Below are 24508 nucleotides of genomic sequence, written 5' to 3'. Positions count from 1 at the left end.
CTAATCGTCCAATTATAGAGTTTAAGGCTGGAGAGTTTGATATCCCTGCAAATCGGCATCAGTCAGATCGGCAACGCTCAGATCGACTCCAGCGAAATCTCTTTCCCCATCAGCGTAACGTCTGAGCAATTCCTCAGCTTCCATCGTTTTACTCCCTACGGGCGATCGCAGTCTATATTGAAACTATATTGTCAAGAGATAAGACTTTGCAATGCCTATTCAACTCTTACAATGGCACGTCATTAAAATTGGTAATTTTATGGAGACATTGAAAGTGGGCGCAGTCAGAGTTGAAGTTAAGTTAATCAACGCGATTGATGAAGCGTTAGTTAACCGAGGATTGCTTGCGCCTCATCTACTAAGAGAATATGTAGCTCCGGCTTTAGTAGATACAGGTGCATTAACTTTAGTGATTCCAGCAAGTGTAGTTGACCAATTGGGCTTACGAATTCGCGGTCAACAAATAGCTAGATATGCCAATGGATTTGAAGAACCGATTGGCATTACAGAACCCGTTAAGATTGTCTGTCAAGAACGAATAACAACGGTAGAAGCGCTAGTAGTTGGAGACGAAATTTTGCTAGGTCAAGTTGTGTTGGAATTACTTGACTTACTGCCCGATTGCAAAAATCAAAGATTGATCCCAAATCCTGATAACCCTGATTATCCAGTGGCAATCATTAAAAACTTTAATTCATGAATCAGTATATTAACAACCAATTATCTCCACTCCGGCAAGAAGCTTGTAACCAAATTGAACAAAGTCTGCGTCCCGGACAGCAGCAAATGGCACAATGGCACGGTGGAGAAATGGCAGTTTCCGCCGTCCCTGGTGCGGGAAAATCTACCGGAATGGCAGCCGCCGCCGCCGTTGCGATCGCTCGTTATGGTCTTCATGCTCGACATCAGTTAATTGTAGTTACTTTCACGCGCTCGGCAGCAGCAAATATTAAAGGCAAAATTCGCAACTATCTACAAAAAAAACTATCTCTACCACCTACAGGTTTTAGCGTTCATACTCTGCACGGTTTAGCGTTGAATATTGCCAGTCGTCACCCCGATTTGTCTGGGTTACAGCTAGATAATTCTACTTTAATTACTCCTAACCAAAGTCATCGCCTGATTCGGACTTGTGTAGAACAATGGATTGGTAATAATCCGCAGAGTTATTCAAAATTATTACAAGGGCGGCAATTTGACGGTGAAGAAACCGAGCGTTTGCGCCGTCAATCGGTGTTGCGTACTGAAGTTTTACCAGGTTTAGCTCATAGCGTTATTCGTGAAGCCAAAAGTTCGGGGATTTTACCCGCCGCTTTACGACAAATTAGTAGTCAATCTGATGATGATTACAATATTTTGGAAGTCGCTTCGGGATTGTACGAGCAGTATCAAGCGGTTATGAAGTCGCGCGATCTGATTGACTACGACGATATGATTTTAGGCGCTCTGAGGGTGCTAGAAAACGATAGCGCTCGTCAAATTGAACAAAACCAAGTTTTTGCGGTGTTTGAAGATGAGGCGCAAGACTCCAGCCAACTGCAATCTAAGCTGCTTAAAATTCTGGCGATTAATTCCGATTATTCAACCAATTTAATTCGCGTCGGCGATCCCAATCAGGCAATAAATTCTACTTTTACTCCCGCCGATCCAATCTATTTTCGTCAATTTTGCGAAGAATGCGATCGCCATGGACATTTAGCCACAATGGATCGCGCTGGACGTAGTAGCAAAATCATTATTGATGCGGCTAACTTTACGTTGGAATGGGTAAATCGGACTTATAAAAGTAGTAAAGCTCCCTTTCGAGTCCAAAAAATTCACCCAGTAGACGCAAACGATCCGCAACCGGAGGCTAATCCCGCTCCTTGGGGTAAAGGTTTAGAACTGTATACGCCGCGAGACATTCACCATACAGCTAGTTTAATTGGCGATCGCGTCATTAGTTTATTAACAGAAAACCGCGATCGCTCTTGCGCGATTTTAGTTAGGGAAAATAAACAAGGTCAATGGTTAGCGGAAAAACTCGCGCCCTTATGTCAAGAGCATGACATTAGTGTATATGAAGTGTCTGAAAGCGATCGCCGCTCTCACGTCCCGGCGGAGATTCTAGCATGGTTGCAGTTTCTCGACCGTCCCCACTCCCCCGACTATCTCAAAGCCGCCTTAGCCGTCCTCGTCCAACGTCAGCTAATCGATCGTCAAGACCTCAATGCTTTAGCTTTACTTCCCGAACAATTTATTTATCCTTCTCCCCTAGATCCACCCACCAAAGAAGCCGCCATTAAACCGCGCAATTTATGCCGTCAATTACTCCGCGCTCGTTTAGAATTGCCACCTTATCAACTAATTTCCTTTTTGGCTTTAACTTTAAATTATGATGGGGCGGAACTTGCAACCGCCGATAAATTAGCCGAAAGAGTAGCCCAACAAACGGCGGGTAATAGTTCTCTCTCGGCTATGCTAACCGTACTGAGTGAAATTGTAAGCTCGGAGAGGTTTGAACCTGTAGAAACCGATAACGCAGAAGAGCGTTTTACACTTCCTGGTCAACTAACAATTATTTCTATGCACAAAGCCAAAGGGCTTGATTGGGACTATGTTTTTATCCCTTTTTTGCACGAAAATATGATTCCTGGTATTTTGTGGGTTCCGCCACAAACTCATTTTTTAGGTGAATTTAGCTTGTCTGAAGTCGCCCGCGCCCAAATTCGCGCCCATCTTCATGAACAAACCGCTTTACCAGATATTGCTCAAGCTTGGGAAGACGCAAAACAACTAAAAACTGCTGAGGAATATCGCTTACTTTATGTAGCAATGACTAGAGCTAAACGCCTTTTATGGATGTCGGCGGCACAAAAAGCCCCTTTTCTTTGGAGTAAGCCCAATAGTTTAGATAATCGAGCGCCTTGTCCAGTTTTTCCGGCATTAAAGCGCCAATTTCCGAGTAGTGCAATCGCATTGTAAAAAAACTGCACCTTGAAATACATTAATTTTTCCTTGCTATAGTTTGTATGCTTTTATTATTTACCACTACAAACATGAGTTATTCAACAATCTTTAAGTTATGAAAGCTTGTTATTTTATTCAAACTCACAGAAACCCTGCGCAAATTTATCGACTTGTGCAAACTATCAAAAATTTGAGTCCTCATGCTCAAGTTCTCATTGGTCATGATTTCACAAGCTGTTTTTTGGATTTCACTCCTTTACGATATTTATCGGATGTTCATTTGTTGAAGATCCGTCGCCCAGGAATTCGCGGGGACTTTTCTTTATTGCAGCCTTATTTACAAGCTATTGATTGGTTATTTGCCAACAATTCCGATTTTGACTGGCTTTTTTATCTTTCCGGTCAAGATTATCCTACTCAACCTTTATCTAAAGTAGAGAATTTTCTCGATAAAACTGATTATGATGGCTTCATTCATTACGCTAATCTCCTTAGTCCCGCATCTCCCTGGAAAAAAGAGGAGGTAATTAAACGTTACTTTTACCAGCACTATCGCCTACCTAAATGGGTTAAAAAATTCCTGGCAAAAGTCTTGAGATTTCATAAATTTATCCCCATGACAATCTCTATTTTCTTTGATGATTTAGTCGTAGGAATGCTGGCAAAGAAAACACCGTTTCACGATAATTTTTTATGTTACGGAGGTTCTCAATGGCACACTCTCTCTAGAAAATGCGTTGGTTATATAAAAACTTTTATTGCCAATAATAAAAGTTTTGTTAAATATTATCAAAAAACCTTAGTACCTGATGAGTCTTTTATTCAAACAATTTTGATTAATAATCAAAGTTTCAATTTTTGTAACGATCATAAACGCTATATAGATTTTACGGGAACTAATGAAGGTCGCCCCCGGCTACTTACAAATCAAGATTACGAAATTTTGACCAATGGAAATTTTCACTTTGCTAGAAAGTTTGAGCAAGATACTAAGATTTTAGATATGCTAGAAGCCTATCTGTTTGCTAATTTTTGAATCAACCTAATTTTAAAGCTCCTAAAAATAAATAATAATCAGATAATTATCTGATTACAACTATTCTTCCACTCGATAACCTAATTCTGCCAACCTTGTCCGCGATTGTCGCCATTTGGGTTGAACTTTAACAAATAATTCTAAATGAACTTTCCCAGCAATTAATTTTTGAATTTGCTCCCGTGCTGCGCTACCAATAGCTTTAAGCATACTTCCACCTTTACCGATTAGTATGCCTTTTTGAGAATCGCGCTCAATATTTATCGCCGCAAATACACGGGTAATAGTTGGTTCTTCAACAACCTTTTCAATAGCGATCGCCACTGAATGCGGCACTTCTTCACGAGTTAGCAGTAAAATCTGTTCGCGGATCAGTTCCCCCATAATAAACCGCTCTGGCTGGTCGGTGACTAAATCCGGTGGGTAATAATAAGGGCCCAATTCAAGTTTTTCAACCAACAACTGCTGCAAGTCTACTAATCCATCACCCGTTAAAGCCGAAAACTTAACCATTTTCCAATTGTTAGCTTCTGCCACTCGCGCATAAGTAGTATCTAACATTTGGGCATCATCAGCAGGTTGCGTGTCAATTTTGTTGATGCCTAAAATAACTGGAGTTTGACTTTGACTAAGTATATCGACAATATAGCGATCGCCTCCTCCAGCTTCTACACCTCCATCCACCACAAATAGCACTACATCAACCGAATCAATGGCAATTCTGGCGTTTTGTACCAACACTTCCCCTAATTGATGGTGAGGTTTATGAATCCCTGGCGTATCGACAAAAATTAACTGGGCTTCAGGAGTTGTTAAAATTCCCCGTAAACGATTACGAGTAGTTTGAGCAACGGGGGAAGTAATGGCGATTTTTTGCCCGACTAAATAATTCATCAGCGTTGATTTACCGACATTTGGGCGACCAATAATCCCAATAAAACCCGACTTAAAACCGGGGGGTGCTTGGGGAATAGTTGCTATCCCCAACAAGTCTATTTTGTTAGGTGTTTGGGAATCGATATTAATTTCTGACATACTTTTTTTAATAGAAGCTAAATAAAAGTTGCAATTTCCCACAACTAGCGTATCTTTCAGTTTAATCTACTGTCTGTTAACTAAAAAATATCCAAATGGGACGTAAGCGGATTGGGATTTTGACTAGCGGCGGAGATTGTGCGGGTTTAAACGCGGCAATTCGAGCAGTAGTATATAGAGCTACAGGAACTTACGATTGGGAAGTATTGGGAATTCGTCAAGCAACCCTAGGTTTACTTGCAAATCCGCCGCTAGTAATGCCGTTAGAAATTGAAAAAATGGATGCTTTACTAACGGCGGGTGGGACAGTATTAGGTACTACTAATAAAGGCGATCCCTTTGCTTATCCTATGCCAGATGGTACTTTGTGCGATCGCTCTGAGGAAATTATTGCTAATTACCACCAATTAGACTTAGAAGCATTAATCGTAATTGGCGGCGATGGTAGTGCGGCAATTCTCCGCCGTTTAGCACAGCAAGGCAATATCAATATGGTTGCTATCCCCAAAACTATTGATAACGATGTCGGAGTTACAGAGCATTCAATTGGGTTTGATACGGCGGTTAATACTGCAACAGAAGCCTTGGATCGCTTGCATTTTACCGCCGCAAGTCACAGTCGGGTAATGATTTTAGAAGTTATGGGACGGGATGCGGGACATATTGCTATTAGTGCGGGAATAGCTGGGGGTGCGGATGTAATTTTAATTCCCGAAATTCCTTACACCGTCGAACAAATTTGTCTCAAAATCAAAGAGCGTCAAGAGAAAGGGAAAAACTACTGTTTAGTTATAGTTTCCGAAGCCGTGCGTACCGAAACTGGCGAATCAGTAATGAATACCAATCGCTTAGGTCAATCTCGCTATGGTGGTATTGGGCAGTATTTAGCCGATCAGATATGTCATTGTAGCGGTGCAGAAACGCGAGTTACAGTTTTAGGTCATATTCAACGGGGTGGGACACCTTCACCCCTAGAACGCTTGATAGCCGCCGCTTTTGGAGTCGCCGCCGTCGATTTAATTGCCGAGCAAAAGTACGATCGCATGGTAACTTGGCAAAATCGTCAAGTTGTTAGCGTCCCCATTACCGAAGCGATCGCCCAATACCGCGCCGTCGATCCTAACGGTACATTAGTTAAAACTGCTCGTGGTTTGGATATTTGTTTGGGAGATTAATACTTGGCGCTCCTACATTCCTCGTAAAGTTCGCAAGCGATCGCCTAAGTGAGTGCAGCAAAGAATAGTGAGCGCCAAATTCTACTTTACTTACAGCCAATAACACACCCAACCGAAACCCGAAGCGCCCAACATCAATGCCTAGTGCCATCTCAATTCCATTGGTAGTTAGTTCTCGGTCAATGGAATCACAATAAAGCACTGTCTCGACAGATGCTTTAATTTTTTGCCTTTTTAGCTCAAGGATCGTTAATTACACTGAAATATTGCGATTTATAACTAACTAATTTATTTTAAGAAATCTAAAAATATACTTAAATTCACGTAAATTTTGAGATTACTTTATGTTTTCTTTATGTAAGTAGAGATATGGTTGAGAGATAAGTTCAAGCTTCCCACTTATAGGTATGACAAACATTGCCTCAGAGCCGCAAGTTACGATTGTTGTTGTTCCCCGCGAACGATTTAGTTATACACAGAACTCGCTAGAAAGTATATACAAAAATACAACTGTTCCATTTAAGTTAATTTATGTCGATGGCAATTCGCCTAAGCACATTAAGCGATATCTAGAAACTCAATCTCAGTCAAAAGGATTCGATCTAATTCGTTCTGAGCAATATTTGTTCCCAAACCAAGCAAGAAATTTAGGTCTAGCTAAAGTCGATACTGAATACGTCTTATTTATTGATAACGACGTTTTGGTCGCGCCAGGTTGGGTAGAGAAGCTAATTCAGTGTTCTGAAGAAACTGGTGCATGGGTAGTAGGGCCGCTTTACCTAGAAGGAGAACCCGAAAAAGGCATTATCCACATGGCAGGAGGTGCAACAGGCTTTCATATCAAGCGAGGAATACCGCGCTTATATGAGCGGCATCTATTAGCTGGGCGACAACTTGCTAAAGTCCAGTCCAAACTCAAACGGCAAGAAATTTTATTGATAGAGTGGCACTGCGTTTTTGCTCGTACTGATACCTTTGAAAAAATAGGGATGTTAGACGAGGGCTTTATGAGTGTGGCAGAACACATAGATTTGTGTATGTCAGTGCGTAAAGCTGGAGGTAAAGTTTATTTTGAGCCAGACTCAGTAACTGCTTACGTTCCACCAAAAATGCTGGCACTTTCAGATTACACTTTCTATTTTCTCCGTTGGGGCGAAGCTTGGGGTCAAGCTAGTACAGAACGACTGTGTCAAAAATGGGATGTCGCTCAAGACGATCCTTTTATTCCCGGTCAGTTTTTGTGGTTGAAACACCATCGCAATTTAGCTTTTAAACCCTTGCGAGATGCAGTACGTAATGTTTGGCGTTGGAAAAGCGACTCCAAGTTCAAACGCTACATCGTTTCTCCCATACAACAGTTTGTTGACCGATTGCTAGTTAGAAGAGCAAGCAAGCAAGCGTAGAAAAAAGCATTGCCTCCCACAAAAAACAGTGGCGCAATGCTTTTTTTGCACAGAGCCAAAGTTAAAAAGCTAAATTTACTATATATTTTATTAATTCAATGCTCACAGGCTGAATTGCTAATTAAAGTAAGCCAAATTCAAGCGAGTAATCTAGAGCGCCAAATAGTGGCACAGAATTTTTATGAAAACAACAATGAAAGTTACTTATGCACAATCTAATATTCAGTTATTCAATCAACTAATTAGTAACGGGTACTCAGAACCAGAGCTTGCCCGCGTATTAAATGCTTATAAACTTGTAATGAATTTATTTACAGGGGTTTTCCGATCTTCTGGCAAAACATTTGTTGCTCATTTAGTAGGTACAGCTAGTATTTTAGTTGACTTAAAAGCATCGGTGGAAGTAGTAAATGCCGGTCTATTACACGCTGCTTATGCTAGTGGCGAATTTGGCGACGGATCGCGAGGTATCAACCAAGCAAAGCGCTCCCAGTTAAGAGATACTGTTGGGCAAAAAGTAGAAGAATACATACATACTTATACTCTTTGGCCGGAAGAAGATCAAATACCAACTTCCGCAACGGATTATGTAAATACACTTACTGCTTTAGAGAAGGATGTATTGTTAATCCGTTTAGCAAATCATTTAGAAGAATATTTAGATTTAGGAATGCTCTATAGCGGGCATGGCAGACAAGATAAATATATTAAAGATGAAAATTATATTTCTGTAGAATTAGCAGAAGTATTAGGGTTTTCTGATTTAGCGGCAGAACTAAAGACTGTTTTCGATCGAGCTTCTACTACCAAACTGCCTTTAGTTCTAGCTGATATGACTGGTCATAATGGTTCCTTTTTATTGCCACCGAAAACCCATCAAAAACGATTCTCAGTAGCTTTATACAATGGGTTAAGACGCTTGCGTTCTGGTATTGCTCGCCGACTCCGTGGCAAGTAAAACAGTTTTAGGTCCTATGCACCTGTTTGGGAGACTAAAACTTGGCGCTGCTAAGTTCCCGGTAATGTTCTTAACTTTTCGCTTAAGTGAGTGCGATCGCTTAAACTATGCAGCAAAGGGCCATTAGCACCAAATTCTACCTTACTTACAGATCCAACTGGACACCCCAGCCGAAACCGAAAACGCCCGACATCAATACCTAATAAGCTACACAAGGTAATCCTAATTGTTGCTTTATGGGAAACAATCAAAACATTGCCGTTAGTGTAACGCTGCTTGATTTCCTCAATTACAACTAAAGCGCGATTTGCGATCGCTACAGCTAATTCTCCCCCAGTAGGCGGATACCATGCCGGATCTGCTGTCCATCGGATATAGTCATCGTGATATTCCTTAGATACTGTTTCTACAGTTTGTCCTTCCCACAAGCCATAATTAATCTCTTTTAAACCGTCGCGCAATTCTAATTCTATACCCAGTTTTTCAGCTAATGGTTTAGCCGTTGCGATCGCTCTTAGCATAGGACTAGCATAAATAGCCTGCCATTCTAAAGACTGGTAAGCCACCGCAAACCCTTGTGCCATCTCAAGTCCATCCTCCGTTAGTTCGGGGTCAACAGCGCCACAAAAAGCATTGTTTCGACTACATTCTGTTTGTCCATGACGGAGCAAGTAAAGCGTTAAAGTCACTTTTCCCTCTATAAAAATTCTTAAGGACGTGCCAGCTATTATCTAGTATTATTACTCCAATGTTTTTCAGTGTAACTTTGATTTTTCACCGTTTCTGTTAAGTTGGGTTGGGTAGATTGTGCCAAGCTTGATAAAATTCCGGGTAGGTTAAAGTTTCGGCGCAATCCCAGATTATTTCGTAGCATCTAAAAAATTAATCTCGGTTAATCTCCCAAGTTTCATTAGATAAATTAGCCTTAAATGCTGTGACAACCCCCGCCATCTGGTCATCTTGCATTATTTCCTTTAGAATATTTGCCGCTTCTCTACAAACATCTGCACTTTCAGAGGTAGAAGTTAAATTAATTAAAAATGCGATCGCCTCTGAGTTACCTGAGTCAATTAACCCTAAACTTCTTGCCGCTTGCCTACGGGTATCTTCACGATCAGAAGTACGAATTATATTGATTAAAAATGCGATCGCCTCCGTGTTACCTATGCCAATTTTGAGGCTGCTTCCTAAACTTTCTTCTGCTAACCAATAACTCAATTTACGATCGCGGATACGTATTTGTTTGATCAAAGCCGTGTTCTCTTCCAGGATGCCTGGATCGATGTCCCCTTGATTGATTGTCTTTACCCAATAGGTCGATTTATCATCAACTTAAACTATGTTTATCGTAAAAATAAACTATCTCACCACTGCAAATAAGCCGATTCAGAACCTTGCTCTCGTCGAATTTTGCCATCTTTTTCAAACCAAGCAATTATTTGTCGAGTCGTTAAGTCTTCAATATTAACTGCATATTCTTGAGCAATATGCTTTAACAAGTTCAGCGACGAAACTGTAAGCCTTGCTAAAAACTTTTCGTTAGAAGCAAGCAATGCCGCATCTACTTGGGCTGAATCTTCTAAGGTTAAAAACTGCGATGATTGGGGTTGGGTATTCATAATAATTAATCAATTTCTGGGGCTAAATTGGGGCTGAGTGTTTCTACTGGAATATCAGTAGTTTCTGGTATTGAGGGTAAATTAGGAGCAGTCTTAATACTGGTACGGCGGAGACGATTAAAATAGTCTCCTAGTTGTTTTCTTCCTGAAAGTTTAACTTTATCTTCTGTTAGGGTTTCTGTAGGAGTGGGTAGCGGCGCAATAAGTGGTTCAGGACTGGGTATTTCTGTAGGAATAGGTAGCGACTCAATAACGGGTTCAGGACTAGGTATTTCTGTAGATGGCTCAGGGATGGGTGTTTCTGTAGGAGTGGGTAGCGGCTCAAAAGATGGCTCAGGGATGGGTGTTTCTGTAGGAGTGGGTAGCGGCTCAGGTATTTTAACAGTGTAATTTTGGTCAACAATTCCCCGCGCCAATTCGGCGGATAATTCCCCTGTAACTAACTTAGCAAGTGTATCTTTACTGTTTGGTTCGTAAGTAATAGTTCTCACGGTATTATTAAAAACGTTTTTGACCGAATTACCTTGGCTATCGATAAATTCTAGTTGTACCCAATTTTTACCTGGTTTGAAGCCTTGAAGATAAGCACTTTGCCAGCTATCTAAAACAAAACTGTAACCGTTAATTGTGCAACGAATCCGCCAGTCAGCAATATTGCTATCCGTAGCAGCTAGACGCAGAGGAGCATTAGTTAGATAAAAATCTAATAGAATAGGCTCTGCTCCGTAAGTACCTTTGGGGCGACTGTAGGTTAAAAGCGGCAGGGCTGAATCGGGATTGTTATTTTGAGTTTTCGTAAAAACGTGAAATGTTGTTTGAGCATAAGCGCCAGCATTTTTAAAGCTTTCATGCCAAGGACGAGAAGCAAAAACACGCATTGTGTGAGTACCAGGCTCTAAACCTTCTAATGTCAAAGGTTTATTTAGGTCATACACAGCTATATACGGCTGATTATCAAGAATAACGTGTAGATGCGGGCCTAGCTCTAATTGTGGATTCTTAAATATAGATAAGTCTCGAACTTGCAAACGGACTTTAACTTTATCGTCTTCAAATACAGCATCCGCTTCAGGACTAACTATAGTTACCTGTGGCTGGTAAATTTCCAAATCCTGCCGCAGGGTTTGGATTACCTCTGGAGGGGAAACTTCTACAATATCTCCCCTTTGGACAGTGTTGTTGCTGCCTCTTGCTAGTGATGTCGTTGTAGCGTTACCTCTACTACAACTTACCGTACTTAATAATGCGATCGCTATCAACGCAATTCCTATAGCTTTCCCTAACTTCTGCCCCAATCTGCCTAACACCCTAAATTCTCCTCAGCTATCAAATTATTTATTTTTGTTGCTTTCCATCATCTTAAACGCCGATCGCTGCTACAGAAATACGAGCGATCGCTGTCAAATGGTAAATTTTTACAACAAACTCCAAAAAATCTCTTGACTTCTATTCAAAAACTTCAATTATTTGCCATAAAAAAAGTGCGATCGCCGCCGACTTTGAATTATTGTTAACAAACTCTTAAAACCCCTACAGTTAAGGCTCTATAATTCATCAGAAAGCAAATTCACATCATCGCTGTTCATGACTGTAAAGCTTTGGATGCAAATCCTAAAAATAGTTTTGTCAGTCAAAAAACAGTTGGTAATGTTTATAATTCCTGGTTCCTTGTCTAGAGAGGAGAGTCTGAATGACGATAAGTCCTCCTGAGCGAGAGGAGAAAAAGGCAAGAGTTGTTGTTGATGTAGACCCAGTTCCTACTTCTTTTGAGAAGTGGGCGCAACCAGGTCACTTCGACCGCACCTTATCTAGAGGCCCAAAAACCACCACTTGGATTTGGAACCTCCACGCCCTCGCTCATGATTTTGATACTCATACGAGTGATTTAGAAGATATATCCCGTAAAGTCTTCGCGGCACACTTCGGCCACCTGGCGGTAGTGTTCTTGTGGATTAGCGGGATGGAGTTTCACGGCGCTCGATTTTCAAATTATGAAGCGTGGTTAGTAGACCCCCTAAACATCAAACCTAGCGCTCAAGTGGTTTGGCCCATTGTTGGTCAAGACATCTTAAACGCCGATGTGGGCGGTGGCTTCCACGGGATTCAAATAACCTCCGGCTTATTCCACGTTTGGCGGGCTGCGGGTTTTACAAGTACATTTCAACTTTACGTGACTGCCATTGGCGGTCTGGTGGCAGCAGCATTAATGCTGTTTGCTGGTTGGTTCCACTATCACAAACGCGCTCCCAAACTGGAATGGTTCCAGAATGTAGAGTCGATGTTGAACCACCATCTAGCAGGCTTACTCGGTTTGGGTTGCCTATCTTGGGCTGGTCATCAAATTCACGTTGCTTTGCCAGTAAACAAGCTATTAGACGCGGGTGTAGCTCCGGGAGATATCCCATTGCCTCACGAGTTCATCTTGAACAGTCGTTTAATGGCAGAGTTGTATCCTAGTTTTGCCCAAGGGTTAACACCTTTTTGGACGCTAAATTGGGGTCAATACGCCGATTTCCTCACCTTTAAAGGTGGTTTAAATCCACAAACTGGCGGTTTGTGGTTGACCGATACAGCACACCATCACCTAGCGTTGGCAGTGTTATTCTTGGTCGCTGGTCATATGTACCGCACTAATTGGGGCATCGGACACAGCATTAGAGAAATTCTCGAAAATCATAAAGGGCCCTTCACAGGCGACGGTCATAGAGGTCTATATGAAAATATGACCACCTCTTGGCACGCCCAGTTGGGAACAAACCTAGCAATGCTGGGATCGGTAACGATCATCGTGGCGCATCATATGTACGCGATGCCTCCGTATCCCTACATAGCAACAGATTACGCTACTCAGCTATCGTTGTTTACCCACCATATGTGGATTGGCGCTTTCTTCATTGTTGGAGGAGCAGCCCACGCTACGATCTTTATGGTGCGCGACTACGACCCCGTCGTAAACCGCAACAACGTTTTAGACCGAGTGCTACGTCATCGAGACGCGATTATCTCCCATTTGAACTGGGTATGTATGTTCTTGGGCTTCCACAGCTTCGGGTTGTACGTTCACAACGACACCATGCAAGCCTTGGGTCGTCCTCAAGATATGTTTTCGGATACAGCAATTCAATTGCAGCCTGTATTCGCGCAGTTCATCCAAAACATTCAAACTTTAGCTCCAGGAACAACGGCTCCAAACCTATTAGAACCTGTTAGCTACGTCTGGGGTGGTGGAATTGTAGCGGTGGGTGGCAAAATTGCCATGATGCCAATGGCGTTGGGTACGGCGGATTTCATGATCCACCATATTCACGCTTTCCAAATCCACGTCACAGTATTGATTCTCCTCAAGGGCTTCTTGTTTGCCCGTAACTCCCGCTTGATTCCAGACAAGGCGAACTTGGGTTTCCGGTTCCCTTGCGACGGGCCAGGACGAGGTGGCACTTGCCAAGTCTCCGGTTGGGATCACGTTTTCTTAGGCTTGTTCTGGATGTTCAACACCATTGCGATCGCCGTTTACCACTTTAGTTGGAAAATGCAGTCGGATGTGTGGGGAACTATAGATGCCGATGGGACGATAGCGCATATCACTGGGGGCAACTTTGCCCAAAGTGCAGTCAACATTAATGGTTGGTTGCGCGACTTCCAGTGGGCGCAGGCGGCGCAAGTAATTCAATCCTACGGCACGTCATTATCAGCCTACGGCTTGATATTCCTGGGCGCTCACTTTGTTTGGGCATTCAGTCTCATGTTCTTGTTTAGCGGTCGCGGCTACTGGCAAGAACTAATCGAATCAATTGTTTGGGCGCATAATAAGCTGAATTTTTCCCCAGCAATTCAACCCCGCGCTCTGAGTATTATTCAGGGTCGAGCGGTGGGAGTGGCGCATTTCCTCTTAGGAGCGATCGTCACTATCTGGGCTTTCTTTGAAGCTCGGATCATCTCGGTAGGTTAGCGGTCAGCGTTCAGGGGTCAGCATTTCAGCAAGTGCTGGCAACTGAACGCTAAATGGAAGCAAATTCATAAAACCTATGGCAACAAAATTTCCAAAATTTAGCCAGGATCTTGCCCAAGATCCGACAACTCGTCGGCTCTGGTACGGGATTGCTACAGGCAACGACTTTGAGAGCCACGATGGCATGACAGAAGAAAATCTTTACCAAAAGATTTTCGCAACCCACTTTGGTCATGTGGCAATCATCTTCCTGTGGACCTCTAGCCTCCTGTTCCACGTTGCTTGGCAAGGCAACTTTGAACAATGGATTAAAGATCCCCTCAACGTTCGTCCGATTGCTCATGCTATTTGGGATCCTCACTTTGGTAAAGCCGCAGTCGATGCCTTTACTCAAGCTGGGGCGACCTATCCAGTTAATATTGCTTATTCTGGTGTTTACCACTGGTGGTACACCATTGGGATGCGGACAAATACCGAACTATATACCGGAGCAGTGGGCTTGTTGCTAATGGCAGCAGTGTTTCTGTTTGCTGGTTGGCTGCACTTGCAACCAAAGTTCCGTCCTAGTTTGTCTTGGTTCAAGAGTGCCGAGCCACGCTTGAATCACCACTTGGCAGGTTTGTTTGGAGTTAGTTCTTTAGCTTGGGCTGGTCACTTAGTCCACGTTGCCATCCCCGAATCTCGCGGACAGCACGTAGGCTGGGACAACTTCTTAACAACCTTGCCTCACCCCGCAGGCTTGCGTCCTTTCTTTACTGGTGACTGGGGTGTTTACGCCCAAAATCCAGATACCGCAAGTCAGGTATTTAGTACGTCTCAAGGCGCTGGTACAGCAATTCTTACCTTTTTAGGTGGATTCCACCCTCAGACTCAATCGCTGTGGCTGACCGATATGGCTCACCACCACCTAGCGATCGCAGTAATCTTTATTATTGCGGGTCATATGTACCGTACCAACTTCGGTATTGGTCACAGCATTAAAGAAATGCTCAACGCCAAAAACTTTTTTGGCACTAAAACCGAAGGTCAATTTAACTTGCCTCACCAAGGCTTGTACGACACCTACAACAACTCGCTCCACTTTCAGTTGTCTATTCACTTAGCAGCTTTAGGTACAGCACTATCGTTAGTAGCGCAGCATATGTACGCCTTGCCTCCCTATGCTTTTATAGGGCAGGATTTCACAACCCAAGCGGCTTTATACACCCATCACCAGTACATTGCTGGATTCTTGATGGTTGGAGCATTTGCCCACGCTGGAATCTTCTGGGTGCGCGATTATGACTCCGAACAAAATAAAGGCAACGTCTTAGACCGGGTACTGAAGCATAAGGAAGCGATTATTTCTCACCTCAGTTGGGTGTCGCTATTCTTGGGTTTTCATACTTTAGGTTTGTATGTCCACAACGATGTAGTAGTGGCTTTCGGTACTCCTGAAAAGCAAATCCTCATCGAGCCAGTATTTGCCCAGTTCATTCAAGGCGCTCACGGTAAGGTATTGTACGGTTTTGACACCCTACTATCTAACCCTGATAGCATCGCTTCGACGGCGGGTGCGGCTTGGCTTCCGGGTTGGTTAGATGCCATTAATAACGGTACTAACTCTTTATTCTTGACAATTGGGCCTGGCGACTTTTTAGTTCACCACGCTTTCGCCTTGGGTATTCACACCACTGTTTTGATTTTGGTCAAAGGTGCTTTGGATGCTCGTGGTTCTAAGCTAATGCCCGACAAAAAAGACTTTGGCTACTCCTTCCCTTGCGATGGCCCTGGTCGTGGCGGTACTTGCGATATCTCAGCTTGGGATGCTTTCTACCTTGCTATGTTCTGGATGCTCAACACTATTGGTTGGGTGACGTTCTACTGGCACTGGAAGCATTTGGGGGTCTGGCAAGGCAACGTCGCTCAGTTTAACGAGTCGTCAACGTATCTCATGGGTTGGCTAAGAGATTATCTCTGGCTGTACTCTGCTCAGTTGATTAACGGTTACAACCCTTACGGGATGAATAACTTGGCTGTCTGGTCTTGGATGTTCTTGTTTGGACACCTAGTTTGGGCAACGGGCTTCATGTTCTTGATCTCCTGGAGAGGTTACTGGCAAGAGTTGATTGAAACTCTAGTTTGGGCGCATGAGCGGACACCGCTTGCTAACCTAATTCGCTGGAAAGACAAGCCTGTTGCTATGTCTATCGTTCAAGGTCGTTTGATTGGACTTGCTCACTTTACAGTAGGCTATGTTCTAACTTACGCAGCCTTCTTGATTGCTTCAACTGCTGGTAAATTTGGTTGATAATCTCAATTAAAGTGTAGTTGAATAAATCAAATCCCCTGCCTAACGGTGGGGGATTTTTTTTAGAGGACTAATATAGATAAAATTAAAGAAAAAGTTAATTTCCAGTTCAGGTATCAATTTTGAGGGATGTATGACTCAAGCTCTACCTAAATTAGTAAGCTTTGAAGAATTTGTAAATTGGAAACCTAGCAACGGTTTCTATGAATTACATAATGGGGTAATTGTTGAGATGTCACAACCGTTAGGCAAACATGAAGAAATCGTAGCGTTTTTGGGTGAGAAATTTACTTTAGAATATAGTCGTCTTAACCTGCCCTACGGTGTTCCCAAAACAGTTTTGATTAAACCACTTGAAAGTGAAACAGCTTACTCACCAGACGTAATGCTATTGAACCGTTCTAATTTAGCAACAGAACCGAGATGGCAAAATCAATCAACAGTTATTTATGCTGAATCAATTCCATTGGTAGTAGAAGTTGTAAGCACAAATTGGCGCAACGATTACCTTGATAAAGCTGGTGATTATGAAGAAATTGGGATTCCTGAATATTGGATCGTTGATTATCTGGGTTTAGGTGGAAGGCGTTTTATAGGCAATCCTAAACAACCAACTATTTCAATTTATCAACTTGTGGAAGGCGAATATCAAGTTAGTCAGTTTAGGAAAAGCGATCGCATTCTATCACCAACATTTCCTGAGTTAAATTTAACCGCTCAAGAAGTTTTTGATGCTGGCTTACCGAGTTCTTTAGAATAAAGTTTAAATAGCAAGCCGCAATATATTTAATGCTACTGCCTCGGCAACCTTAATACCGTCAATACCAGCCGAGAGGATTCCCCCCGCATATCCCGCTCCTTCTCCAGCAGGATAAAGACCTTGAGTATTTAAAGATTGATAGTTTTCTTGGCGTTTAATCCGAATTGGCGATGAAGTGCGGGTTTCTACCCCTGTCAAAATTGCATCGTTCATCGCAAAGCCTTTAATTTTTTTAGCAAAAGCTGGTAGCGCCTCACGGATGGCAGAAATGGCATAATCTGGCAAACTTTGGCTCAAATCGCCTAAATTAACCCCTGGTGTGTAAGATGGCTGAACCGTACCTAGCGCTGTAGAAGGATGATTAGCAATGAAGTCTCCTACTAGCTGTCCGGGAGCATAATAAGTTTTCCCACCTAACTCAAAAGCTCTTTCTTCTAAACGGCGTTGAAAGTCAATTCCGGCTAACGGATGACCCGGATAATCTTCTGGAGTAATCCCCACAACGATCGCACTATTGGCGTTACGTTCGTTGCGAGAATATTGGCTCATCCCATTAGTAACTAATCGTCCGGGTTCAGAGGCGGCGGCTACTACAAGTCCCCCCGGACACATACAAAAGCTATAGACAGAGCGCCCATTTTGGCAGTGGTGAACCAGTTTATAATCGGCTGCACCTAAAAGTTTATGACCTGCATTTTCCCCAAAACGAGCGACATCAATAATTGGTTGGGGATGTTCAACGCGAAAGCCAATCGAAAAAGGTTTAGCTTCGATGTAAACTCCCCGCTCATACAGCATTTGAAAGGTATCACGGGCGCTATGTCCGACGGCTAAAACTACATGATTGCTGGCAATGTATTCTCCACTAGCAAGGGTAACTCCCCGCACTTGTCCATTTTCAATATCAATATCTTCTACCCGACTTTGAAACCGAATTTCGCCGCCTAATGCTTCAATCGTGGCACGGATGCTTTGAACTATACCCACTAATTTAAAAGTACCGATATGGGGCTTATTTATATACAAAATTTCTGGGGAAGCACCAGCATTGACAAATTCAGTCAGAACTTTGCGCCCATAATGCTGAGAATCTTTAACTTGACTGTAGAGTTTGCCATCAGAAAAAGTACCCGCTCCCCCTTCACCAAATTGAGCGTTAGATTCTGGGTTTAGTTGTTCTTTGTTTTTCCAGAATGCAAAAGTATCCACCGTGCGATCGCGTACTGCTTTACCCCTTTCTAACAAAATCGGTCGAAAACCCATTTGTGCTAATAATAAGCCCGCAAACATTCCACATGGGCCAGTACCAATTACAATCGGTCGGGTGGTGTTAGAATCTGGAGCTTTGGCTACCAAACGATAGCTCATGTCTGGGGTGATGCTGATGTGCGGATCTTTTTTAAGGCGATCGCAAATCTGTTTTTCTTTAGTTGTTTCTACATCCAAAATATAAACAAGCACAATTTCGCCTTTTTTACGAGCATCATAGCTGCGCTTAAAAATTGTATAGCCGAGCAAATCAGTGGGAGCGATTTGAAGCTTTTTGAGGATAGCCGTCTCAATCGCTTCTTGGGGATGATCGAGAGGAAGCTTCACTTCAGTTAGTCGCAACATAGTCAATATTGAAATTATTTTTCGCTCTTTAGGGGATTTCTTCTAGCCTAATACAGATCATATTTCATTAACTGACAAGGCAAAGTGCCGTTAAATACTGCCGTCCGTTGAGATGATTTTAGCCCTATACACAAAGCTAATTCCTTGTTTCCACTCAACACAAAAGCAGTCCAACCTTTAAAGCGTTGTTTTAGCACGTCCCCTAAAAGTTTGTAAAATGCCCCCAAGTCGCTGTCTCGTCCCAACCTTTCGCCATAAGGTGGATTGCAAAACAATACGCCACTATCGGCGGGAGCGACAACTTCGCTCAAATCCATTTGCGAAAACCAAACCCGATCTAAAACGCCGCAGCTTGTCGCGTTGGCGATCGCATTTTCAATAGCTTTTTCATCTTTATCGCTTCCCCAAATCGGCGCGGGAAGCGCGTCTTTTTGACTATTTTTAGCAGCTTCTATTAATTCTTCTAACAACGTCAAATCAAAATCGAGCCAAGTTTCAAACCCAAAACGCTCTCGAAACAGCCCTGGCGCAATGTTAAGCGCCTTTAAACTAGCTTCAAGAGGTAAAGTACCCGAACCACAAAGGGGGTCGTAAAACATCTGTTCTGGCTGCCAAGAAGATAGTTGAATCAAAGCCGCCGCTAGTGATTCTTTTAAGGGAGCAGCGCCCATTACTGGACGATAACCCCGGCGATGCAAGCTATTTCCCGAACTATCAAGGCTTACAGTACAAACATCGCGGTCAATATGCACGTTTATTCGCAAATCTGGATCTTGAGTTTCTACGTTCGATCTATCGCCAAACTGTTCTTGCTGTTGTTCGACGATCGCTTTTTTAACTTGTAAAGCCGTAAAATGAGTATGATTGAGGCGATCGCTCTTTCCCGTAGCATTTACCGCCAAAGTTGAGTCTGGATTGAGATATTCTGACCAATCAATAGTTTGAATACCGTTATAAAGATCCTGGGTATCAAGACACGGAAACTCTTGCAACTTGACTAAGATTCGGAATGGTAGCCTCGCCCATAAGTTGACGCGATAAAGCAAAGTGCGATCGCCTTTAAAGCTTGCGCCGCAAAATCCTGGTTCTACTTCGTGAGCGCCTAATTGCTCCAATTCCTGAGCTACTAGGGTTTCTAAGCCTCTAGCAACGGTTGCAAAATATTGTTTCATACTGATTAATGACTATATGTACTTACTGAAAGATTGAGCAACATAATAAAAAGTAAGAACACTTAATGATATTGATACGCTCGTTAAACATTAAACTGACCGGGCAAACGCTTAATAATTTCTCTGCGCCAGTAATTCAGCTTATTTGAATAGGTCGGACTTTCACCTGTGAATCTTTTGAAAGCACCATTAGCAGCGCCGCTCGGATGAATAAACTTTAGGTGTTCAATATTTAAAGGCAATTTGCCTACACCATCATTAGCGAATTTGCCCCAAGTTATCACAGCAACTGGCTTTACTATATCTAGTTCTAGCTTGATCAGTTTTAGAAACCTCTGCTTATCTTCCTCTGGCAGGTTAATTCCATTGTAAGGTCGGTCAGGATTACAAACCCATATCTTTAGTAAATCTGTGAGATAAACTCGATATCCTAAATTGAGCAAAACTTGAATCATTTCAAAATACAATTTTGTCCGAGGCAAATCTTCACGGGAGCCTTTGTGATGTAAACCATAAGGTGTACCAACTACCAAGTGTTCATGGTTTCTGTCATTTTTAGAATCTTGACCAACGATCGCCACTGTTGGTTTATCAATTCTTCCATCATCCAACTCCATAAGACTGGGCAAATCCACCGCAATGACGGGAGATTTTTGGTAAGTAAAGCAAAACTCCTCATTTACAGACTTAAAAAAATCTCGGCGGACAAAGTGCAAAGGCCAACCTGGCTGATCAAATTTATCGTCAATATCTTGGTACAGTTCCGCTAACTGTTCTGGAGTTGTCTCAAACACAGAACACAACAATTGGCAAAATTGGTCAAATTCTTGAGCTTTAAATTTGGAAAATAAGAGACACATTCAAGTAACCACAGGCACTAATTAATCTAGAAGACGCGATCGCACTTCACTATTGCTAAACTTATGGCAACTTATATTTGCTTCAATTGGTGCGATCGCCCAAACAGCAATTGTGCCTGCTAGTAAGGCATAAATTTAACTTATAAGTATTTTCGCTAAGACGGATTTTAAACTACAGAGTCAAAAAACCTCTAGCTAAAATCTTTAATCTTTTTTAGGGTTCATTTAGTACAGTAATAGATTTTATTACACATATGTCCATTTCTTGTTTCTTCTAATTTATATTTTTTAGCTTTTTCTTGTCCCAATTCTTGTACGTAATCTTCTACTTTTACTTTAAATCCCGCTTTTTCAAGCCTGTCTTTATAGTCAAGTCCGTGTAATCTTACGTGATCTTCTTGTCCAAAGTTTCTTCTTCTGTCCTCTGGAGAAACTATACTTGGATCTTCAAAAGTTTTTTCTCGTCTAGTGTCAAGGGGAACTTGTAAAATTGCCCAACCGCTCGGTTTTAAAATTCTAAGTAATTCTTTGATTGCCTTTGCTTCGTCAGGTATATGTTCTAATACATGACTGCATAAAATTACATCAAATTGATTATCTTCATAGGTAATATTAGTTATATCCATTTTTACCATTGCTAACCTGTCGAATAAATCTGTAGTGATGTATTCTAAGTTGGGTAATTTTTTAAAATTCTCTTGAAACCAATACTCAGGAGCAAAATGTAAAACTTTTAACTTATCTTTAAAAAAGTTAGTTTTGTTTTGCAGATACAACCATAAAATCCGATGTCTCTCTACACCCCCACATCTTGGACATTGAGAATCTTCTTGTGGATTATCACCCCCATAGGCAAGAAATTTACTGAAATTACCACCACAACAAGGGCAGCTAACTTCATTGCCAATGTATAACAACGAACGTAAGTTGTAATACATTCCTATCATGCTAGGGAGATAATTTTCTGGAATACTATTTTTTACAACCGATTTTAAAGAACTCATATTTTTACTCTCCTGAGATAATGAAACCCTTTACAAGCTCCCCTAATCACGTCATCTTGACTTATGCAGTAAATACTCAATGGCGAAATCAAGAGAAATTTTTTAGCAGACGAGATGCGATCGCAGCTTTTTTACAAGCTACGCGAACTATACAATTAGACTATCGCCTAAAAAACCTAATTTTAGTTTAGCTTCAGCACAGTAGCGAAAAATTAAACGACCAAGCTGCAACCCATAGCCTCCGAGCAACAAAGGGGGGTGGAAATAAGACACTTGTTTGTAGCTATACAAACAAGGTAAAGTTACTAAAATACTAATAGTCTATAATATTTACTTTCCTTTGGAGGTAATTATTAATGTATCAAACTAGAAACAAAGCCTGGGAGAGTTAAATACTTCTTCCGCAAATTATACTTATTCAAATTATTGATTACCATCCTAAAATAGTAGCGATGCAGGCAGTGAGGGGGTCAAATGGAACCATTACAAAAACAAGTCACAACATTAAGTCAAAAAGTAGATGCCCTGTATCAAGTAGTAGAGCAACTAAATTGTCAAGTTGCTGATGCTTTGTCAGAATGCCGTTTAACACCAATGCAAGATGGAGATGGTAATTTTTTAGCCGCAGAAAATACTGAGCGCTACCCAAGTTTAGAGTTATAAACCAACGATGGAACATAAAGATGTTCTTGCCGATAATAGTTCTAAATACGCCCCCAAGTCTGGGGAAAAGGAATTAACCCCAGAAATTCAAATTTGCAGACTGACAGCCCAACTAACCGCCGCCTACAACAGAATTGCGGCTTTAGAAGAACAAATACTTGCGCAAAGAATCCACTAGAAAAAGAATTGCCCAAAACTTGCTAAATACTTATCTACCAAGCTTTCAATCGCTTGGAGCATTTTTGTTTGCTGCCAACCTTGAGTTAAATTCGCAGCAATGCAAGCCCCACCTGCGCCCATACCTTCTTTTACAAATCCTTGTTCGTAAGCTCGAAGTTGTTCGTAAGTAGAAAGAGCAAAACTCAATTGCGTAGCTAGTAATGGTACACTACCGACTTCTGCGGCTAATTTAACGGTATTTCCTGTTGGATCTTCTGCTACCCAACGAGTTGTCCCCACTACAACTTGCATTGGTTGCCAAACCAAATCGTAAGCTTTGACAATAGCTGCAATTAAAGCATAAACCGCCAACATTTGCGTTCCACCAGCCAGTAAAACACCGCCATAGCGGCTGGCAGAAATTGCCATTCCCGCAACGACAATTTGCATGGGATCGCCTACGGAAGCGACTACTTGGAGAGGATCGCTAAAATTATTTTTTCCTGCTTGTTTAAGTCCAGCTTGCACTATTTCCCATTTTTGGGCATGGTTACAAATTGGATGACTACTATTAACTTTTCCTGTAGCTGCAATCCCTAACCCTGTTAAAACAGCAAGGGCGGTGGTAGTCCCTCCTACAACACATTCACCAATAATTACATAGCCCTTTGGCGTAGTTTTTGCCAGCTTTTCACCCCAAATCAAACCTTGCTCTAGTAGATGTTGCACAGTTTTTAATTCTAAGGCGCAGCCAGCCGACAAACATTTCGCTGGAGTACCGCCTAAATCTATAGTAGGGACAACTGGAGGCTGGGGTAATCCGGCATTAAATAAATAGATAGGGATATTGAGAGCTTCTACCACCGCGCGAGAAATAAATACCGGGGAAGCGCCAGCATGGAGAGGGGGTAAGGGATACCTAGGATGCGATCGCACTCCATTATATAAAAATTCCGCATCGGCAAGGCAAGTATACTGACGATCGCCTGGAGTTGCACCCGCCGCAGAAATTCCAGGAATTAAACCCGTGTCTGTAAAGCCCAAAACACAAGCAAAGACTGGTTTACTGCCTTGGTAGCGTTGCAACCACTGCGATCCTTGTTCTAATTGAGTGTAAACGCGAATCATAAGCGTTATTCTTCATAATCCATCAAGACTTGTACCCAACGGGGAGGACGAGGAATAGGATTACCCAAACGATCTAGCAAAAACCACGAGGCTAGATGGACGGCGAACAAGTAAATCATATTATTAATAAAAATTATCGCGATCGCGATCGCTTCCACCAAAACTATACTTGGCTGCGCTAGTAATCCAGCTTTAAGAAATAGCCATTCTAGTAAATTGGTTACTTGAGTAATGGAATATACCCAAACGTCTTCTCCCGATAAAACTAGCAATAACCACAGGCGAAAAAATACACCAAAAGCGCCTAATAAAGTTGCTAAACCAATAGAAACAACCCAGGGCGAACGGCGTTTCCAAGTTGCACCTAGTAGCACCCCCATCAAGCCATAAGGTACAACAAAAACAATACTCCGAGTAGGCCCCATGAGTACCGAAAGCAGTAATCCCGAAACCAAAGCTCCCATCCAGGCTGTACGATTTCCCCAACGCAAATAAAGTAAAGCAATGGGTACAGGAAAAAATATTTGCAACAATGGCCCGAGGGGAAAATAATAGTTAATAAAATAAATCAAGCTGGCAGCACTAGCTAAAAAGGCTGTTTCTACCATTTTTAATGGTGGTGCTGTGCGTAAGTGTGGCTCTAAAAGCTTGCCTGAGTCACCTTTAGAGGAGGGATAATCGCTCATGAATTATATCAAAGACTTTTTTAAGTCTACTCGCTCTAGCCCAAGGCG

The 24508-nt window shown here is 42.2% G+C and carries 25 protein-coding genes; 12 read left to right on the top strand and 13 right to left on the bottom strand.

From position 1 onward, the window contains the following. Positions 1-21: 21 nt before the first annotated feature. Positions 22-144, bottom strand: a complete 123-nt coding sequence (locus SYN7509_RS31360; RefSeq protein WP_009633039.1) for a hypothetical protein — start codon at positions 142-144, stop codon at positions 22-24. A gap of 67 nt (positions 145-211) precedes the next feature. Between SYN7509_RS31360 and SYN7509_RS0215170 the strand changes: the two genes are divergently transcribed. From SYN7509_RS0215170 to SYN7509_RS0215160, 3 genes are all read left to right on the top strand, one after another. Then, positions 212-700, top strand: a complete 489-nt coding sequence (locus SYN7509_RS0215170) for a retroviral-like aspartic protease family protein (protein WP_009633038.1) — start codon at positions 212-214, stop codon at positions 698-700. Continuing rightward, positions 697-2964: an ATP-dependent helicase gene (locus SYN7509_RS0215165; RefSeq protein WP_009633037.1), complete on the top strand. Its 2268-nt coding sequence runs from the start codon at positions 697-699 to the stop codon at positions 2962-2964. Before SYN7509_RS0215170 ends, SYN7509_RS0215165 begins: the two co-directional genes overlap by 4 nt. 157 nt (positions 2965-3121) lie before the next feature. Continuing rightward, positions 3122-3985 carry a beta-1,6-N-acetylglucosaminyltransferase gene (locus SYN7509_RS0215160; RefSeq protein ID WP_202807238.1) on the top strand — a complete coding sequence of 288 codons (864 nt, stop codon included), beginning with the start codon at positions 3122-3124 and terminating at the stop codon, positions 3983-3985. A gap of 60 nt (positions 3986-4045) precedes the next feature. On the opposite strand, the gene era is transcribed toward SYN7509_RS0215160, so the two are convergent. Beyond that, a complete protein-coding gene (era, locus tag SYN7509_RS0215155) occupies positions 4046-5020 on the bottom strand; it encodes a GTPase Era (RefSeq protein WP_009633035.1) in 975 nt (324 codons plus the stop codon). A 95-nt stretch (positions 5021-5115) separates the two neighbouring features. Between era and SYN7509_RS0215150 the strand changes: the two genes are divergently transcribed. The 3 genes from SYN7509_RS0215150 to SYN7509_RS0215135 all read left to right on the top strand — a co-directional run bounded on the left by SYN7509_RS0215150 (position 5116) and on the right by SYN7509_RS0215135 (position 8556). Then, positions 5116-6195 carry an ATP-dependent 6-phosphofructokinase gene (locus tag SYN7509_RS0215150; protein WP_009633034.1) on the top strand — a complete coding sequence of 360 codons (1080 nt, stop codon included), beginning with the start codon at positions 5116-5118 and terminating at the stop codon, positions 6193-6195. 407 nt (positions 6196-6602) lie between these two features. Beyond that, positions 6603-7598, top strand: a complete 996-nt coding sequence (locus tag SYN7509_RS0215145) for a glycosyltransferase family 2 protein (protein WP_009633033.1) — start codon at positions 6603-6605, stop codon at positions 7596-7598. Between the two features lie 181 nt (positions 7599-7779). After that, entirely contained in the window at positions 7780-8556 is a 777-nt protein-coding gene (locus SYN7509_RS0215135) for a DUF6817 domain-containing protein (protein WP_009633031.1), read from the top strand. A gap of 50 nt (positions 8557-8606) precedes the next feature. Here SYN7509_RS0215135 and SYN7509_RS0215130 read toward each other — a convergent pair whose 3' ends face one another. From SYN7509_RS0215130 to SYN7509_RS29235, 5 genes are all read right to left on the bottom strand, one after another. After that, the gene (locus tag SYN7509_RS0215130; RefSeq protein WP_009633030.1) at positions 8607-9245 is read right to left on the bottom strand and encodes a histidine phosphatase family protein; all 639 of its coding nucleotides are present in this window, start codon (positions 9243-9245) and stop codon (positions 8607-8609) included. Between the two features lie 97 nt (positions 9246-9342). After that, the gene (locus SYN7509_RS31915) at positions 9343-9417 is read right to left on the bottom strand and encodes a hypothetical protein (protein WP_432205687.1); all 75 of its coding nucleotides are present in this window, start codon (positions 9415-9417) and stop codon (positions 9343-9345) included. A gap of 21 nt (positions 9418-9438) precedes the next feature. Continuing rightward, positions 9439-9807: a HEAT repeat domain-containing protein gene (locus SYN7509_RS0215120; protein ID WP_009633029.1), complete on the bottom strand. Its 369-nt coding sequence runs from the start codon at positions 9805-9807 to the stop codon at positions 9439-9441. Between the two features lie 113 nt (positions 9808-9920). Continuing rightward, positions 9921-10175 (bottom strand): hypothetical protein, encoded by a 255-nt coding sequence (locus SYN7509_RS0215115; RefSeq protein WP_009633028.1) that lies wholly within the window; start codon positions 10173-10175, stop codon positions 9921-9923. Between the two features lie 5 nt (positions 10176-10180). Beyond that, positions 10181-11482 carry a hypothetical protein gene (locus SYN7509_RS29235; RefSeq protein WP_028954343.1) on the bottom strand — a complete coding sequence of 434 codons (1302 nt, stop codon included), beginning with the start codon at positions 11480-11482 and terminating at the stop codon, positions 10181-10183. 383 nt (positions 11483-11865) lie between these two features. Between SYN7509_RS29235 and psaA the strand changes: the two genes are divergently transcribed. The 3 genes from psaA to SYN7509_RS0215095 all read left to right on the top strand — a co-directional run bounded on the left by psaA (position 11866) and on the right by SYN7509_RS0215095 (position 17174). Continuing rightward, positions 11866-14124 carry a photosystem I core protein PsaA gene (gene psaA, locus SYN7509_RS0215105; RefSeq protein WP_009633026.1) on the top strand — a complete coding sequence of 753 codons (2259 nt, stop codon included), beginning with the start codon at positions 11866-11868 and terminating at the stop codon, positions 14122-14124. A gap of 76 nt (positions 14125-14200) precedes the next feature. Then, positions 14201-16414: a photosystem I core protein PsaB gene (psaB, locus tag SYN7509_RS0215100; RefSeq protein WP_009633024.1), complete on the top strand. Its 2214-nt coding sequence runs from the start codon at positions 14201-14203 to the stop codon at positions 16412-16414. 133 nt (positions 16415-16547) lie between these two features. Continuing rightward, positions 16548-17174, top strand: a complete 627-nt coding sequence (locus SYN7509_RS0215095) for a Uma2 family endonuclease (protein WP_009633023.1) — start codon at positions 16548-16550, stop codon at positions 17172-17174. Positions 17175-17177: 3 nt separating this feature from the next. On the opposite strand, the gene SYN7509_RS0215090 is transcribed toward SYN7509_RS0215095, so the two are convergent. The 4 genes from SYN7509_RS0215090 to SYN7509_RS0215075 form a co-directional block, all read right to left on the bottom strand. After that, positions 17178-18788 (bottom strand): NAD(P)/FAD-dependent oxidoreductase, encoded by a 1611-nt coding sequence (locus SYN7509_RS0215090; protein ID WP_009633022.1) that lies wholly within the window; start codon positions 18786-18788, stop codon positions 17178-17180. A gap of 47 nt (positions 18789-18835) precedes the next feature. Continuing rightward, positions 18836-19960 (bottom strand): THUMP domain-containing class I SAM-dependent RNA methyltransferase, encoded by a 1125-nt coding sequence (locus tag SYN7509_RS0215085; RefSeq protein ID WP_009633021.1) that lies wholly within the window; start codon positions 19958-19960, stop codon positions 18836-18838. Between the two features lie 83 nt (positions 19961-20043). Continuing rightward, positions 20044-20820: a uracil-DNA glycosylase family protein gene (locus SYN7509_RS0215080; RefSeq protein ID WP_009633020.1), complete on the bottom strand. Its 777-nt coding sequence runs from the start codon at positions 20818-20820 to the stop codon at positions 20044-20046. Between the two features lie 221 nt (positions 20821-21041). Next, positions 21042-21824 carry a class I SAM-dependent methyltransferase gene (locus SYN7509_RS0215075; protein WP_009633019.1) on the bottom strand — a complete coding sequence of 261 codons (783 nt, stop codon included), beginning with the start codon at positions 21822-21824 and terminating at the stop codon, positions 21042-21044. Positions 21825-21844: 20 nt separating this feature from the next. On the opposite strand from SYN7509_RS0215075, the gene SYN7509_RS28595 reads away from it, so the two are divergent. From SYN7509_RS28595 to SYN7509_RS31045, 3 genes are all read left to right on the top strand, one after another. Then, positions 21845-22015, top strand: a complete 171-nt coding sequence (locus tag SYN7509_RS28595) for a DUF1348 family protein (RefSeq protein WP_009633018.1) — start codon at positions 21845-21847, stop codon at positions 22013-22015. A gap of 283 nt (positions 22016-22298) precedes the next feature. Continuing rightward, positions 22299-22487 (top strand): hypothetical protein, encoded by a 189-nt coding sequence (locus SYN7509_RS31050; RefSeq protein WP_009633017.1) that lies wholly within the window; start codon positions 22299-22301, stop codon positions 22485-22487. Between the two features lie 7 nt (positions 22488-22494). Further along, entirely contained in the window at positions 22495-22665 is a 171-nt protein-coding gene (locus tag SYN7509_RS31045) for a hypothetical protein (RefSeq protein ID WP_009633016.1), read from the top strand. Here SYN7509_RS31045 and cobT read toward each other — a convergent pair. Next, positions 22662-23774 carry a nicotinate mononucleotide-dependent phosphoribosyltransferase CobT gene (gene cobT / locus SYN7509_RS0215060; protein WP_009633015.1) on the bottom strand — a complete coding sequence of 371 codons (1113 nt, stop codon included), beginning with the start codon at positions 23772-23774 and terminating at the stop codon, positions 22662-22664. The genes SYN7509_RS31045 and cobT overlap by 4 nt on opposite strands. 5 nt (positions 23775-23779) lie before the next feature. Then, complete coding sequence (locus SYN7509_RS0215055) at positions 23780-24460, bottom strand: DUF2232 domain-containing protein (RefSeq protein ID WP_009633014.1); 681 nt, start codon at positions 24458-24460, stop codon at positions 23780-23782. Positions 24461-24508: the final 48 nt, after the last annotated feature.

The organism is Synechocystis sp. PCC 7509, assembly GCF_000332075.2.
Classification (GTDB): domain Bacteria; phylum Cyanobacteriota; class Cyanobacteriia; order Cyanobacteriales; family Chroococcidiopsidaceae; genus Aliterella.
The sequence above is the reverse complement of the archived record's forward strand: the minus strand, read 5'-3'. Positions and strand labels throughout refer to the sequence as shown.